This window comes from Synechococcus sp. H55.11 (assembly GCF_047462475.1).
Lineage (GTDB): Bacteria > Cyanobacteriota > Cyanobacteriia > Thermostichales > Thermostichaceae > Thermostichus.
The window spans coordinates 1-15,148 of sequence record NZ_JANSJI010000281.1 but is presented as its reverse complement, the minus strand read 5'-3'; the positions used below and the strand labels follow the sequence as shown (position 1 = coordinate 15,148).

The 15,148-nt window shown below is 62.3% G+C and carries 11 protein-coding genes and 1 riboswitch; of the genes, 4 read left to right on the top strand and 7 right to left on the bottom strand.

What is annotated here, in order from left to right; all coding sequences use genetic code 11:
* Positions 1 to 49: 49 nt before the first annotated feature.
* The 5 genes from NW853_RS11265 to trpC all read right to left on the bottom strand — a co-directional run bounded on the left by NW853_RS11265 (position 50) and on the right by trpC (position 5,304).
* Entirely contained in the window at positions 50 to 1,120 is a 1,071-nt protein-coding gene (locus tag NW853_RS11265; RefSeq protein ID WP_414349051.1) for a sirohydrochlorin chelatase, read from the bottom strand.
* 29 nt (positions 1,121 to 1,149) lie between these two features.
* A riboswitch (cobalamin riboswitch) is annotated at positions 1,150 to 1,286 on the bottom strand.
* Positions 1,287 to 1,398: 112 nt separating this feature from the next.
* Positions 1,399 to 3,738: a heavy metal translocating P-type ATPase gene (locus NW853_RS11260; protein ID WP_414349050.1), complete on the bottom strand. Its 2,340-nt coding sequence runs from the start codon at positions 3,736 to 3,738 to the stop codon at positions 1,399 to 1,401.
* A 127-nt stretch (positions 3,739 to 3,865) separates the two neighbouring features.
* The gene (locus NW853_RS11255; RefSeq protein WP_414349049.1) at positions 3,866 to 4,060 is read right to left on the bottom strand and encodes a heavy-metal-associated domain-containing protein; all 195 of its coding nucleotides are present in this window, start codon (positions 4,058 to 4,060) and stop codon (positions 3,866 to 3,868) included.
* Positions 4,061 to 4,124: 64 nt separating this feature from the next.
* Complete coding sequence (locus NW853_RS11250; RefSeq protein ID WP_414335099.1) at positions 4,125 to 4,364, bottom strand: DUF5340 domain-containing protein; 240 nt, start codon at positions 4,362 to 4,364, stop codon at positions 4,125 to 4,127.
* 40 nt (positions 4,365 to 4,404) lie between these two features.
* Positions 4,405 to 5,304 carry an indole-3-glycerol phosphate synthase TrpC gene (gene trpC, locus NW853_RS11245; protein WP_414349053.1) on the bottom strand — a complete coding sequence of 300 codons (900 nt, stop codon included), beginning with the start codon at positions 5,302 to 5,304 and terminating at the stop codon, positions 4,405 to 4,407.
* Between the two features lie 352 nt (positions 5,305 to 5,656).
* On the opposite strand from trpC, the gene hmpF reads away from it, so the two are divergent.
* From hmpF to fabD, 4 genes are all read left to right on the top strand, one after another.
* Positions 5,657 to 7,390: a pilus motility taxis protein HmpF gene (gene hmpF / locus NW853_RS11240; protein WP_414335100.1), complete on the top strand. Its 1,734-nt coding sequence runs from the start codon at positions 5,657 to 5,659 to the stop codon at positions 7,388 to 7,390.
* Positions 7,391 to 7,599: 209 nt separating this feature from the next.
* The gene (gene plsX, locus NW853_RS11235; RefSeq protein ID WP_414335101.1) at positions 7,600 to 8,691 is read left to right on the top strand and encodes a phosphate acyltransferase PlsX; all 1,092 of its coding nucleotides are present in this window, start codon (positions 7,600 to 7,602) and stop codon (positions 8,689 to 8,691) included.
* 5 nt (positions 8,692 to 8,696) lie between these two features.
* Complete coding sequence (locus NW853_RS11230; RefSeq protein WP_414349048.1) at positions 8,697 to 9,704, top strand: beta-ketoacyl-ACP synthase III; 1,008 nt, start codon at positions 8,697 to 8,699, stop codon at positions 9,702 to 9,704.
* Between the two features lie 4 nt (positions 9,705 to 9,708).
* Positions 9,709 to 10,578 carry an ACP S-malonyltransferase gene (gene fabD / locus NW853_RS11225; protein WP_414335103.1) on the top strand — a complete coding sequence of 290 codons (870 nt, stop codon included), beginning with the start codon at positions 9,709 to 9,711 and terminating at the stop codon, positions 10,576 to 10,578.
* On the opposite strand, the gene NW853_RS11220 is transcribed toward fabD, so the two are convergent.
* Positions 10,556 to 12,169 (bottom strand): glycoside hydrolase family 3 protein, encoded by a 1,614-nt coding sequence (locus tag NW853_RS11220; protein ID WP_414349047.1) that lies wholly within the window; start codon positions 12,167 to 12,169, stop codon positions 10,556 to 10,558. The two genes, fabD and NW853_RS11220, sit on opposite strands and share 23 nt — an antisense overlap.
* The gene (gcvP, locus tag NW853_RS11215; RefSeq protein WP_414349052.1) at positions 12,166 to 15,132 is read right to left on the bottom strand and encodes an aminomethyl-transferring glycine dehydrogenase; all 2,967 of its coding nucleotides are present in this window, start codon (positions 15,130 to 15,132) and stop codon (positions 12,166 to 12,168) included. Before gcvP ends, NW853_RS11220 begins: the two co-directional genes overlap by 4 nt.
* Between the last annotated feature and the right edge of the window lie 16 nt (positions 15,133 to 15,148).

Genomic DNA, 15,148 nt, shown 5'->3' with positions numbered 1-15,148 from the left:
GTGCTATCCATCCCCACCGTATAGACGGTGGGGAATTCCGCACCTTACGTTAAGGCACTTGCCAAGCCCGTCGGTGGTAATCCTCTAATTGAGCCCAGGGATCCGCAGCCGCTGCGGGGGCATGGCCGTGGTTGTGGTGATGGTGATGGGATCCCTGCCCATGGGAATGATGGTCATGATGATGGTGGTGGTGATGGGATCCCTGCGCGTGAGGGTGATCCTGATGGTCGTGGTGATGAGTATGCCCCACTCCCAGCTCTGCGCTCACCGCCAGGCGAAACTTGCAGAGGTGGCAGTTCATTGGGGTTTGGCCCTGGAGGGCTTCCTGCTCCAGTTGCTGCAGGCTGTGCAGCACCGTATCCACAAGACCCAACTCCGGCAGCATCAGCCACTCGATCTCGGGGTATTGGCGTCGCCGCTCTTGCACCGCCGCCTCGATTTTTTTCACCAGCACCCCTGTGAAGAGAAAATAGGGCAGCACGATCACCCGGCGCGGCTGCCAGGACAAGGCCCGCTCCAGACCCACCGGCAGGCGGGGGTGGGTGATGCCGATAAAGCAGGTCTCTACGGCGGCCAACCCCGACCCTTCCCAGAGCAGCCGGGCCAGCTTACAGGCTTCGGCGTTGGCTTCGGGATCGCTGGAGCCGCGACCGACAAACAGCAACACCGTTTCCGCCCCTGGGATCTGCCGCGGTTGGGCAGCCAGCAAAGCGGCCAAGCGGTCTCGCAGCAGTTGCAAGATCTCGATGCGGATCCCCAGCGGCCCCCCGTAGTGGATGCGCAACTGCGGGTGGAGGGCCTGCAGGCGATCCAGCTCCACGGTCACGTCGAACTTGTTGTGGCGCGCCCCAAACAACAACAGCGGCAGGGCCACGATCTCCTGCCACCCTTGGGCCAAGCATTGTTCCACCCCCTGGGCGATGCTCGGCTGCGCCAGCTCCAAAAAACAAGGGATCACCGGCCGCTGGGGGGTGAGGGATTGGTACGCTTGGGCCAACTCCAGAAAGGCTTGCTGCCCCTCCGGGTCGCGGGATCCATGGCCGATGAGCAAGAGGGGCAATGGAGGAGAAGGAAACTGCCCAGCCGCAAGGGGAGGGGAAACAGTGAGGGTATTCAACACAAAAAACTCCGTTCCTTGTGAATCGCAAGGGGTACAGGACAAGGGCAGGTGGGTGTTCTGGCTGAGGGAGGGATCCCATCACAGTTGCGTCACAGTGGCGGATTTGCACCGCGCTTTCCCCAATCTGCCCGAGCCTCTTAGGTTAGCTTGCCGCTTGCTCTTCACCAAGCCCCCCTGGGGGGATAGCCCCGGCCCCCTACCTTGATCCCTAGCTCCCCTCTCCCTCAGGGAGAGGGGCTGGGGGTGGTCGCGTGAGCGGCGCGGAGCGCTTGGGTGCCTCAGGGAGAGGAGCTGGGGGTGAGGGCTGGGAGAGGGGTTGGGGGTGAGGGCCGAAAATGCCGCAGCCGCAGGGCATTAGCCACTACAGAAACAGAGCTCAAGGCCATGGCCGCCCCCGCCAGCATGGGGTTGAGCAACCAGCCGGTGAAGGGGTAGAGCGCCCCGGCGGCAATCGGGATCCCGAGGGTGTTGTAGATAAAGGCGAAGAAGAGATTTTGGCGGATGTTGGCAAGGGTGGCGCGGCTGAGTTGAATGGCGGTGACCACGCCCCGCAAATCGCCGGCTATCAGGGTAATGTCGCTGGCGGCTATGGCCACATCGGTGCCCGTCCCGATGGCGATCCCCACATCGGCTTCTGCCAGTGCCGGCGCATCGTTGATGCCATCTCCCACCATCGCTACCGGGTGTCGGGGCCGTCTGAGCTGGCGAATGTAGGCTGCCTTTTGCTCGGGACGGACTTGGGCGATCACCCGGCGAATGCCTGCCTGCTGAGCAATGGCCTGGGCGGTGGTGGGGTTATCCCCGGTTAGCAGAATCACCTCCAGGCCCATCTCCTGCAGCTGGCGCACCGCGGCGGGGGAGGTGGGTTTGATCGGGTCGGCAATGGCCAACAGCCCCACCAGACGATGGGATTGCGCCACGCCGATCACCGTTTTGCCCTGGCTTTCCCAGGTCTGAACCCGCTCCGACCAAGAGGGATCCCACGGGATCCCCATCGCCTGCAGCCAGCTCAGCCGACCGATGCGCACCTGCTGCCCCTCCACCCAGGCTTCTGCCCCCTCGCCCACTTTTGCCTGAAAGTGCTGGGCCGACGGGATTGAGATGCCTTCGGCTTTGGCTTTTTGCACCACCGCCTGGGCCAGCGGATGTTCCGAGTATTGTTCCACTGCTGCTGCCAGGCGCAACAGGGCTAGGGGAGAAGAGCCTGGCGTCCAGATATCGGTGACGCTGGGACGGCCCTCGGTGAGGGTACCGGTTTTGTCCAAGACCACCGTGCGCAAGCGGTGGGCCAATTCCAGGCTATCGGCGCTTTTTACCAGGATCCCCAATTCCGCCCCCCGCCCCGTCGCCACCATGATCGAGGTGGGGGTGGCCAACCCCAGCGCACAAGGGCAGGCGATGATCAGCACCCCAATGGTGTTCACTAAGGCCAGCGTCGAATTGCCCGCCAGCCCCCACCAGAGGACAAAAGTTAGAATGGCTACCCCGATCACCGCCGGCACAAACCAGGAGGTCACCCGATCCGCCACTTGTTGAATGGGGGCCTTGGATCCCTGGGCCTCCTGCACCAGGCGCACGATCTGGGCCAGAAGCGTATCTTTGCCCACCCGCCGCGCTTCCATCACAAAGCTGCCCGTCTGGTTGAGGGTGGCCCCGATCACCTCATCTCCTGCCGACTTGCTCACCGGCAGGCTCTCGCCAGTTACCATCGACTCGTCCAGGCTGGAGGATCCCTCTAGAATGACCCCATCCACCGGCACCTTCTCACCGGGGCGCACCCGGATCCGATCCCCCACCTGCACCGCCGCAATCGGGATATCCTGCTCCACCCCGTCGCGGATGACCCTTGCCGTTTTCGGCTGCAACCCCATCAGCTTGCGAATGGCTTCGGAGGTTTGCCCTTTGGCCCGCTGCTCCATCCACTTGCCCACCAGCACCAGGGTGACGACCACCGCCGCCACTTCGTAATACACATCCGGGTGCAGGCCCTGGCGATGAAAGAAGTCGGGGAAAGTCGTCGCCAAAAGGGAGTAGAAAAAAGCAGCGCTCGTTCCCAAAGCTACCAAGGTATTCATGTCCGCCGAGCGCCGCTGCCAAGCCGCCCAGGCGCCACGATAAAAATGCTGGCCCACCCAAAACTGCACCGGCGCCGTCAGCAGCAACTGCAACCACGGATCCTGCAGCCAGGGGGGCAGGCCGGGGATCTCCCGTCCCAGCATCATCGGCAGGGATCCGATCAGCAGCACCGTGCTGAGGCCCACTCCTATCGCCACCTTCAGCTTCAATTCCCGTTCTGCCGCCCGTTGGGCGATCCGTTCTGTGTCGTCCGGATCCGACTGTTGCCAATCGTCTTCGACCAAGCGCGCCCGATACCCCGCCTGCTCCACCACCCGGATCAATGCTTGGGGATTCACCAGCCGGGGATCCCCGCGGACGATGGCCTGCTCGCTGGCAAAGTTGACCGTTTGGGCTGTAACGCCCCGCACGCGACTCAGGGCCTGTTCAATGCCGGCAGCGCAGGAGGCACAGCTCATACCCTGGATGGCCAAGCGCCAAGTGCCGCCAGCAGATGAAGCGGACAGGCCGGGGGCAGCGGAATGGGAACCAGAATCAGACATGGCTGTCCTCAGAGCAAAAATTTAGGTAGTAAAGAAAAAGCGACGCAAAAGCTCTCTTCCCCCCACAAGGGGAAAACCCCACCTCTGAACTCTGTCCTGCCGACGCCGCCGGGCAGGGGAAAAATCGCTAGGCCGGCGGATAGCCCACTTGGGCAAGCACCTGCCGCCAGTCGCTGTCGGCTCGCTCAGACGTAATCCGCACCTGCTTGGTCTTGGGATCCGCTTCCACGTGGGCCTGGGGATCCCGCTGCCGCACCGCCTGCGTGATGGTGTCCACACAAGCGGAGCAGGCTAGCTTCGGCACCGTCAAAACAACTTGCATCCTGGGAAGCCTCCCCAACCCAATGCCACCTGCTTGATGCTAAACCTTCCAGTGGGCTGGAAGGTCAAGAGGGTGGCTGAGGCTCCTCTATGTTCCAGCGGTAATCCACCTGATAGCCCCGCTGTCGCCACTCCTCCTCCAGTTGCAACTGTTGGGTCAGGGCTTTGCGCAAAGAGTTGATCAGCTCTTGCGTGCGGGCTCGATTGCCGAAATCCTGTTCCTCCACCGTCGGAAACGTTTGCCGCTCCAGAACCCGCAGCAGAAATTCGTAGTGGACGTGAGCCGGCACAGGAATACGTTTCATCGATCTAGGCCATTCTTGGGATCCATTGACAATCCTGGGTTTACCGGGATGACAACAGGGAGCAGACGGCTTGGCCGGGATCCGGCTGCGTTACCAGCGCTTCCCCCACCAGCACGGCGCGCACCCCCCAGCTCCGCAACTGCTGCAGATCGGCAGGAGAGTGAATGCCGGATTCGCTGACCACCGGCAGATCGCCCAGGCGATCCCGGTGGGCGGCCAAGAGATCCCGCGTCGTGTTCAAGTCCACCGCAAAGGTTTTGAGATCCCGATTGTTGATGCCGATCAACACCTGACCTTTGGCCTGGTGCAGTTGCGGCAAGCCCAAAACCCGCTGTAACTCTTGGCAAGTGTGCACCTCCAACAGAGCTGCCATGCCCAATTGCTGGATCAGCTTGAGAAAATAGCCCAAATCCGCATCCGAGAGAATGGCAGCAATCAACAGCACCGCATCCGCCCCCAGAGTACGCGCCCAGAGGATTTGGTAAGGGTAGAGGATGAACTCCTTGCACAGGATGGGGATCCCGACTGCCTGGCGGATCTGGCGCAGATACTCGCCGCTGCCCTGAAAAAACCGCTCATCCGTGAGCACCGACAGGCAACTGGCTCCCGCCGCCTCGTAGCTTTGGGCAATGGCCACCGGATCAAAGGGATCCCGGAGAACCCCACGGCTGGGGGAGGCTTTTTTTACCTCGGCAATCAGAGAAACCGGATGAGGAGATTGGGTGAGGGCCGCCACAAAATCCCGCACCGGCGGCGCTTGATCCAGTTGCTGCTGCAATTGCTTCAAGGGGAGCTGCTCCCGCTGGCGCTCCACCTCCTGCTCTTTGTGCCAGATGATCTCCTCTAAAATGTGGCGCGGTTTGGCTTCCGGCGCTGTTGTCTGGTACACCTGAGAGGCGACGACGACCGGCGGGGCAGGAGAACGCCGACGAACGGCCAGCGGCTCACCTTCTAGCTCCATACCACCCCTGAACAGAACTCTACACCTCACCCTAGACTACTCTAGTGCTCTGCGGTCGGTTTGAATAGCTACCCCGAATATCCCCAAACCGCATCTGGCAAAGGTGTTTTTTTTACCCTATGGTTGAGTGTAGAGCTGAAGCGCTGCCCAGAGCGATGTGGAATCAAAATCAACAGTAAACGTAGTCGAGAAGCTTGACGCAGCCTCTTGCGCTCTGGGGAGTTTTGCTCCGGCAGTCGTTCCGTCCCTCTTTTTTGCCGATCGTGGGCAAAGGCTCGGCTGAGCAGAGTTGGGAAGATTGCTGTCCATGCTGTTTTGAAGGAGTTCAGGCGTGCTGTACCTAGCAGAGCTATCCAAGCCGATTGGGTTTGCTAAGTCATCTCTGCAATTGCTGGCCAAGCAGCAGCAGGACAACACCTGGGTGGCCGTGAACGAAGAATCCATTACCCTGGAAGGCCGCATTGCCCAAGAGGCCGGTCGCTTCAAGGATGGGGCCTTGGTACTGGCGGAAATCTCCGGCAACCGTCAGGTTGCCCGCATCAACGAAGCCGCCCGTCAACTGGTAACCTACCTGCAAAATTTCAGCCGTTTGCAGGACAAAGCCCGCAGCCAGGAAGAGGAGATCGAAGTTTGGAAACAGTCTCTCACTTTTCAGGCGCATGAGCTGACTCGCCGCGAGATGGAATTGGCAGCCCAAGAAGAGGAGGTGCGGCGGCTGTACGAGCAGTACAAGGGCGTGGAGGAAGAGCGCAAGCTCCTGGACAGCCTCAAAGAGGAACTGGCGACCCAGCAAGCCTACCTGGCCGAACAACAGCGCCTGATCGGGGAACAGCGAGAAGCCCTGAACCGGCAGCGGCAAGAGTTGCAAGCTCAGTTGCAAGAGGCCCGCTCCAGCCGTTTGGGGGAAGCAGAAGCAGCCCAGCTCCAGGCTTTGATGCGGCAGCTTCAGGAGAGCCTGCATCCGGCCGGGGATCCCTTGGCGCTTCTGCACAGCCTAAAAAGCCAGGTTCAGCAGCAGCAGGAGCACTTGAATCAAGAGATTGTCCAATTGGAGGCAGAACGTCAGCAGGCCCAAGCCCGGCAAGAGGAGCTGGATCGGGACCACCGCGCTTGGCAAGAACGCCGCACGGCTTGGTGGGGATCCCGACAATCCCTAGAACAAGGTCAAGCGGAATGGCAAGCCCGGCAGGGATCCCTGCGAGCCTATCAAGAGCACCTGCAGAGGATCCTCCAGCAGTTGCAATCCCAAGAGAGCTTGTTCCAAAAAGCCTATCGTCTGGTGCAGGAGTACGACTTCATCGTCGATGGCAGCAGCAATGGCGGGCCAGGTGCCTCAGGGTCGGCGATCTCGGTGGAGGAGCTGGCGGCCTTGGTGAGCCAACTGCGTCGCGATTATGAGCAGCGGGCAGCCCAGGTTAGCCAGCAGCGGGCGGAGCTGGAGCAAAACCGGCAGACCCTGCGGGAGCTGCAAGAGCGGCTGGCCACCGCCTCTCCCGAGGAGCGGTTCGATATTGAAATGGATATTGACTACGCCCAGTCTGCCTGCAGCGCCCTGGAAGAGGCCCTGGCGCCCCAGGAGAAAAACCTGCAGCGGGAATACGAAGAGCTGGCCCGCCAGGAAGCCCGTCTCAGGCAGCTTCAGAATCAGGCTGCCGCCCCGGTTCAAGTGGATATCGGGCCGATCCTGGAGCAGATCGGCAGCCAGAAGCAGGATCTTCTTCAGGAAAAAAACCGTCTGCAAACCCTCGTTCACCAACTGGAATCCTCCCTGGCCTCTCAACAGGAGCAACTGGCCCGCCAAGAGCAGGAATTGCAGCAGCAGTGGCAACAACTGGAGCAGGAGGAGAGATCCCTGCGGGCGCGCACCCAGGCGATGGCCGAAACCTGGGGCCGCCTCAACCACCTGCAGGCCACCCTCTACCCCGAGCGAGATCGCTGGGCGGAGTTGGCAGGAGAGTTGGCGCAGTTGGAGGCGGAGCTGGGCCAACACCAGGCGAGAAACTCCGCGGCCCACGCCCACGTCCAACAGGTCCACTCTCTTTTGGCTGCCCTCACTCAGGCTTGAGAGGGTGGGGAGAGCCGGCTCCAACGGATCCCTTCTGTTTCGGCGCAGGATCTGCAGTCTTAACGAAGAGAACAAATCTGGTAAAATTCGGTAGCATCCTGCAGCCATTGAGGCTCCCAGCTTTTGGGCAGGGGAACTGCAGAGCTTGTTGCGCTTTGCTCCGGTTCTTGCTTGCGGTTGCCAAGGACATTCCAATGTGAGGTCGGCTCGTGCGAATTGCGGTTGATGCGATGGGGGGTGACTATGCTCCCGAGGAGATCGTCAAGGGTGCCTTGCTGGCCCATCGACAGCTTCGGGTCGGGATCGCACTGGTGGGTTGCCCGGATTCCCTGAAGCCCTTTCTGCCCCAGCCCTTGCCCGCCGGGATCACCCTTGTGCCCGCTGAGGACAAGGTGGGCATGGCAGAAGAGCCCTTGATGGTGCGCAAGAAGCCCAAAGCCTCCATCAACGTCTCGATGCAACAGGTGCGGGCCAACCAGGCGGATGCGGTGGTGGCCGCCGGCAACACCGGGGCAGCGATGGCTGCAGCTTACCTCAATTTGGGCCGACTGGGGGGAATCGACCGTCCCGCCATCGGCGCTCTTTTGCCCACTTTGAAGGGCAAGCCGGTGCTGCTTTTGGATGTGGGCGCCAACGTAGACTGCCGGCCCCGCTTTTTGGAACAGTTTGCCCGCATGGGATCCCTTTACTGCCAGTGTGTGTTGGGGATCGAGAAGCCGCGGGTGGGCCTGCTCAACATCGGCGAGGAGCCCAACAAAGGCAACGACTTGGCCCTGGCTACTCACCAGCGCTTGAGCCAGTTGCCAGGGATCCACTTTGCCGGCAATGCCGAGGGGCGGGACGTGCTGACCGGGGAGTTTGACGTGGTGGTGTGCGACGGCTTTGTCGGCAATGCCCTGCTCAAGTTTGCCGAAAGCGTCGGCCAGGTGATCACCCAGGTGCTGCGGGAGGAGCTGCCCCGCGGTTGGCGCGGCAAGCTGGGCTGCTGGCTGCTGCGGCCCAACCTTAAGCAGGTGAAGCGGCGCATGGACTATGTGGAATACGGCGGCGCTCTGCTGCTGGGAGTGAACGGCATCTGCGTCATTACCCACGGCAGCTCCAAGGCGCCGATGGTCTACCATGCCATTCGTTTGGCCAAAGAAGCGGCGGAGCAAAAAATCCTGCAGCGACTGCAAGCGGAAATGGCCGATCCTCGCGAGTCTCATCTCAGTTCCGAGCGGCGCGCCCGGCCTTTTCAGTCTGCCTCTGACTGCAGCTCAGAGGTGCTGCCTCTGCGACCTTTGGATCGGGTGGAAGGATAGCGTCCATGCCCAGCAATGGCCTCCCAACGGTGCGGCTGGTGGGGGTGGGGGCTGCCCTGCCGGAGCCTTGCCTGAGCAACGAAGACCTCAGCCAGATTGTGGAAACTTCCGATGAGTGGATCTGGCCCCGCACTGGTATCCGTCAACGCCGTATTCTCCCTCCCCACTTGAGTTTGGTGGACTTGGCGGCTCAGGCGGCAAGGGCCGCTCTGGATCAAGCCGGGATCCCGCCCCGAGAATTGGATTTGATCCTGCTGGCCACTTCCACCGCCGTCGATCGCTTCGGCTCGGCTCCACAGGTACAGGCGGCGCTGGGGGCAACGGGGGCGGTGGCTTTTGATCTGACGGCAGCCTGCACAGGGTTTGTGTTTGCCGTGGCCACAGCAGCGCAGTTTTTGCAAACCGGTCTGTACCGGCGGGCGCTGGTGGTGGCGGCGGATGTCCTCTCCCGCACGGTGGATTGGGCGGATCGCACCACCTGTGTCCTGTTTGGGGATGGGGCGGGGGCGGTGGTGCTGGAAGCGGGGGAAGCGGGAGCTGGCGGCATCCTCGGCATTGAGCTGCGCAGCGATGGCAGCGGCAGCGAGCTGCTCAGCTTGTCCATGGCCACCGAGGCCAGGCCCCTGGTGGGATCCCTGCAGGTGGGTCAATACCGCTGCTGCCCCATTGCCATGAATGGCCGCGAGGTGTACAAATTTGCCGTCCAGGTGGTGCCGGAGATTATCGAGAAAGTTCTCTTTCGGGCCGGGATCCCGGCGGAGGCGGTTCAGGGGTACTTTATCCACCAGGCCAACCAGCGCATTCTCGATGCCGTGGCCAAGCGCTTGCAGTTGGATCCACAACGGGTGGCCAGCGTCCTGGAACAGTACGGCAACACCTCCGGCGCTTCGGTGCCGATTGCCTTGGCCACCTGGATCGCGCAGGGGCGCTTTGGCGCTGGCGATCTGGGGGTGATGGCGGGCTTTGGCGCCGGCCTCACTTGGGGAGCGATTGTCTTTCGTTGGGGGAAATGAATTGATGACCGTTGCCTGGATCTATCCCGGCCAGGGATCCCAAGCGGTGGGGATGGGAAAAGACTTACAAGATTGGCCAGGGGCGGCCCAGAAGTTGGCTTGGGCCCGCGAGATGCTGGGATGGGATCCCTTGGCGCTGTCGGAAGCGCAGATCCATCAAACTGTCTACACGCAGCCGGCTTTGTTTACGGTGTCGGCCCTGCTGACGGACTATCTCTATGCCCAGGGGCAGGCTCCCGCCTGCACAGCCGGCCACAGCTTGGGAGAATATAGCGCCCTCTACGCCGCCGGGGTATTTGATTTTGAGACTGGCCTGCGGCTGGTGGCGCTGCGGGGCCGATTGATGGAAGCCGCAGGGGATCCGCCGGGCAGCATGGCGGCGGTGATGGGGTTTGATCGCGACAAGCTGGAGCACCTGTGCCAGATGATCCCTGAAGTTACCCTGGCCAACGACAACAGCCCGGATCAGGTGGTGATCAGCGGCTCGGTCGAGGGGGTGCAGGCTGTTTGTGAGCAGTTGCAGGCCAAGCGCACCGTTCCTCTCAAAGTCAGCGGCGCCTTTCACTCGCCCTTGATGCAGGCGGCGGCGGCAACCTTTGCCCACACCTTGCGCGCGGTTGACTTTCAGGCTCCGCGAGTGCCGGTCTACAGCAACTGCACCGCCACCCCCAGCCGGGATCCCGCGGTTCTCAAGCAGGCGCTGCTGTCCCAGATGACCGCCCCTGTCCGCTGGCGAGAGACAGTGCTGCAGATGGCTGCCGACGGCATCCAAGAGGTGTGGGAAATCGGCCCCGGCAATGTCCTGACGGGCTTGGTGAAGCGAACAGTGCCCACCCTGGCGCGGCGCAACATCAGCAGCCTCGACCGCTGCTAAGGGATTCCACCGGCAAGCGACCCCGGGCCGGGATCCGCCCCAGCAACACCTGGAGCAGCGCCTGCAGCGAGACAGGGGTAGAGCCATAGCAGGCCAAATAAACCGGGATCTGGGGCAGGGCAAAGGCATCGTAGGGGGATCCCAAAGCCAACCCGATCACCTTTTCGGGAGGAAGGGATCCCAGCAACTCCCTCTGAAGTGGGTAACGAAATAGATCAAGGGAGCCCACCAGCACTTGGTCAGCTCTTGGCGCCCTTTGCAGGGTTGTTTGCCAATCCTCAGGGGTAGGCTCTGGGCTGATCTTGAGAATTTGAGCAGCAGGCCGGGCGTTTTGGAGAAGATCCCCCAGAAGAGGCACAGGAGTGATGAGCAGCGGGTCGGGGGCCAAAGGGGGCAGGGATCCCCGCAGGAGCGTGATGCTGTCTTGAGCGATTTGGCGGGCCAGCGCTTGGTGCTCTTCCAGGTCGGCAGAGGGGAAAGGGGGGCAGGGGGATCCCAGTCCGTAGCGCCGCTTCAAGTTCAAAATCCGCTCCACCGACCGATCCAATTGTTCAACTGACAAATGCCCAGCGCGAAACTGTTGCAGCAGATGGGCGTAGGCTTCTTTTTGGATGGCCGGGCTAAAGCCGGGATCAGCCCCAAATAGGAGCACATCGGCCCCTGCCCGGAAGGCCAGTTCTGCCGCTTCGGGAATGCCATAGCTGCGGGCAACGGCCCCCATGGTCAGGGAATCCGTCAGAACAAGCCCCTTGAACCCCAGCTTCTGCCGCAACCAACCCGACACCACCTCAGGGGCCAGCGTTGCCGGCCGCAAAGACTGCGTCCTGCTGTCGCGTTCGCGGAAGCGTCGCGTAGCGCTAGCGGATCCCAGGGCCGGCATCACCACATGCGCCGTCATCATCGCCTCTGTGCCTGCCCGGATCAAAGCCTGGAACGGGCGCAGCTCCGTGGCCTGTAGCGCCTCCAGAGGGCGATCCACCCGCGGCAACCCCAGGTGGGAATCGAGGTCGGTGTCCCCATGGCCGGGAAAATGTTTGGGCGTGCAGAGGATCCCGGCTTGCCGGTAGCCACGCCACAGGGCCAGGCCATAGTCCGCTACCTGTTTCGGATCCGACCCAAAGGCGCGGATGCCGATAATGGGGTTGTGGGGGTTGCTGTTCACATCCACAACGGGGGCGAAGTTGAGGTTAAACCCCAAACTTTTCAGCTCCGTTCCCACCGCACGGGCCATCGCTTCCGCCTTCGCCAGGGATCCCGCCGCTGCCACCGCCATGGCGCTGGGAAACACGGTTACCCCCTCGGTGAGGCGCACCACCGGCCCCCCCTCTTGATCAATGCCTATCCACAAGGGGATACGGGCTTGTGCTTGAGCTGCGGCAATGAGTTGGACTACCTGGGGCAACGTTTGAATGTTTCCGGCAATCGAATAGAAGATCAGACCGCCCACGTGGCAGTTCCGGATCATCTCCTCGAGGGCAGGGGAAAACTCGGCTCCCTCAAAATAAACCAGGAACAGTTGCCCAACTTTTTCCTCAAGGCTCCAAGCCCTGGGATCCACTTCGGCGGCAGGAAAAGAGATCGGGCGTGTCAAAGCAGATATCCTTCGACGTCACTGCTAAAGGATCGGGTTTCCAGCCAGGGCTGACAACTGCACACCAGGTGGCGATCCCCGTAGGCGTTGTCGATGCGGCTGACGCTGGGCCAGAACTTGCGCTCTTTGACCCACGGGAGGGGGTAGGCGGCTAGGGAGCGAGGGTAGGGGCGATCCCAGTGATCGGTGACCACTACCTCGGCGGTGTGGGGGGCAAGTTTAAGGGGGTTGCGCACGGGATCCATCTCGCCCCGCTCAATGGCAGCAATCTCCTGGCGAATGGCAATCATTGCCTCGCAGAAGCGATCCAGCTCTTCTAGGGATTCGCTCTCGGTGGGCTCCACCATCATTGTCCCCGGCACCGGCCAGGAGATGGTGGGGGCGTGGAAGCCGTAGTCCATCAGCCGCTTGGCTACATCCTCGACCTCAATGCCGGCGCTTTTCTTGAGGGGGCGCAGGTCCAGGATGCACTCGTGGGCCACCCATCCCCCTGGCCCTTTGTAGAGCACCGGGTAGTAGGTATCCAGCCGCTTGGCGATGTAATTGGCGTTGAGGAGGGCCACTTGGGTGGCTAGGGTAAGGCCGGCGGATCCCATGAGGCGGATGTAGGCCCAGGAGATGGGCAGGATGCTGGCGCTGCCCCAGGGGGCAGCACTGACCGGGCCGTTGCAACCAGGCAAAAACGGGTGGCCGGGCAAATGCGGCAGGAGATGACGGGCAACGGCAATAGGCCCCACCCCCGGCCCGCCCCCGCCGTGGGGGATGCAGAAGGTCTTGTGCAGGTTGAGATGGCAGACATCGGCTCCCAGCTCTGCAGGACGGCAGAGGCCCACCTGGGCGTTGAGGTTGGCCCCATCCATGTACACCTGCCCCCCGGCCTCGTGGATTATCTGGCAAATCTCGCGGATCCCTTCCTCAAACACCCCATGGGTGGAGGGGTAGGTAATCATCAGGGCGGCCAGCCGTTCCCGGTGCTGCTCCACCTTGGCCCGCAGGTCTTCGAGGTCGATGTTGCCGGCCCTGTCGCAGGCCACGCTCACCACCTGCATCCCGGCCATGACAGCGCTGGCGGGGTTGGTGCCATGGGCAGAGGTGGGGATCAGGCATACCTGGCGCTGGCTTTCCCCGCGGGCCTGGTGGTAGCGACGAATGGCCAGCAAGCCGGCATATTCCCCCTGGGATCCGGCGTTGGGCTGGAGGGAGACGCCGGCAAAGCCCGTGATCTCTGCCAGCATTCGCTCCAACTGGGCAAAGAGGGTTTGATAGCCGCGAGCTTGTTCCAGAGGCGCAAAAGGATGGAGCTGGGCAAACTCCGGCCAGGTTATGGGCAGCATCTCGGCTGTGGCGTTTAGCTTCATGGTGCAGGAGCCCAAGGGGATCATGGAGTGGACAAGGGAGAGATCCCGGCTCTGCAGGCGGTGGATATAGCGCAGCAGCTCCGTTTCCGAGTGGTAGCGGTTAAACACCGGATGGGTGAGGTAGGGGGTGGTGCGCAAGAGCTGAGGCGGCAGGCTTTGGTGGGGATCCGAACTCAGGCCTTCGGGATCCCAGGCTGGCTCCTTGGAGCCAGCGAAGATTTCCCAGAGATCGCGCAGATCTTGAGAGGTGGTGGCCTCGTCCACGCTGATCCCTAGAGTTGTCTCGTCGATCCGCCGCAGGTTGATGCGCCGCTGGGCGGCCCGCTCTTGGATCTGGCCGACCTGTTCGGGGGACTCTGCCTTCACCCAAAAGGTATCGAAGAAATACTCTGGCCCCACCCTGTAGCCCAGATCCCGGATCCCGGCGGCCAGGTGATGGGCCTGGCGATGGATGCGTTCGGCAATTTGCCGCAGGCCGCGCGGGCCGTGATAGACGGCATACATGGAGGCCACCACCGCTAAGAGCACCTGGGCGGTGCAGATGTTGCTGGTGGCCTTGTCGCGGCGGATGTGCTGCTCCCGCGTTTGTAGGGCTAGGCGCAGGGCCGGCCTGCCCTGGGCATCTTGGGAGATCCCCACCAGCCGCCCCGGCAGCAGCCGTTTGTGGGCCTCGCGGGTGGCAAAGTAGGCAGCGTGGGGGCCGCCGTAGCCCAGGGGCACCCCAAAGCGCTGGGTGGATCCCACCACAATGTCTGCCCCCCACTCCCCTGGCGGTTGCAAGAGAGTCAGGCTGAGCAAGTCAGCAGCTACGGCCACCACCATCCCTCTTTGGTGGGCCTGCTCCACCAGCTTGCGGTAATCCTGGATCTCTCCATAGGTGTTGGGATACTGCAAGAGCACGCCAAAGCCGTTCCCAAGCTCAAACTGGGAAGGATCCGCCACACGCACCTGGATCCCCAAGGGCTCTGCCCGCGTCTGCACGACGGCAATGGTCTGGGGATGGCAGCCGCGATCCACCCAGAAGACCTGGGATCCCTTGCCTGCCAGGGCGTAGGCCAGGCTCATAGCCTCAGCGGCAGCAGTGGCTTCGTCCAGCAGGGAGGCATTGGCGATCTCCATGCCTGTTAGATCGATCACCATCGTCTGGAAATTGAGCAGGGCCTCTAGCCGCCCCTGGGCGATCTCCGCCTGGTAGGGGGTGTACTGGGTGTACCAGCCGGGGTTCTCCAGGATGTTGCGCTGGATCACCGGCGGCGTCAGGCAGTTGGAATAGCCCATGCCCAAAAAGGAGCGCCACACCTGGTTCTGGGCCGCCATTGCCCTCAGTTCTGCCAATACTTGCTGCTCACTGCTGGGGAATCCCAGGTGCAGGGGTCGGCTGCTGCGAATCGCCGCCGGCACCGCCTTATCCACTAATTCCCGTAGAGAGCTCAGCCCCAAGGCCTGCAACATCTGACGGATTTGCTGGGCGTCTGGCCCGATGTGCCGCCAGACGAAGAGTTCTCTCTGCTCTAGCAGCTCCAGCTCTGGATCGGCGGCAGAGAGGGGTTGAGGCGTCTCCCGGCCAGAGGGGCTGAGGGGATGGAGGATGGTGGAGTCGGACATGGGGCAAAACAAAAGC

Excerpts from the sequence above, each read along its gene's own strand:
- NW853_RS11260 (WP_414349050.1), bottom strand. The coding sequence starts at position 3,738 with ATGTCTGATTCTGGTTCCCATTCCGCTGCCCCCGGCCTGTCCGCTTCA.
- NW853_RS11255 (WP_414349049.1), bottom strand. The coding sequence starts at position 4,060 with ATGCAAGTTGTTTTGACGGTGCCGAAGCTAGCCTGCTCCGCTTGTGTG.
- NW853_RS11250 (WP_414335099.1), bottom strand. The coding sequence starts at position 4,364 with ATGAAACGTATTCCTGTGCCGGCTCACGTCCACTACGAATTTCTGCTG.
- NW853_RS11230 (WP_414349048.1), top strand. The coding sequence starts at position 8,697 with ATGCCCAGCAATGGCCTCCCAACGGTGCGGCTGGTGGGGGTGGGGGCT.
- fabD (WP_414335103.1), top strand. The coding sequence starts at position 9,709 with ATGACCGTTGCCTGGATCTATCCCGGCCAGGGATCCCAAGCGGTGGGG.
- gcvP (WP_414349052.1), bottom strand. The coding sequence starts at position 15,132 with ATGTCCGACTCCACCATCCTCCATCCCCTCAGCCCCTCTGGCCGGGAG.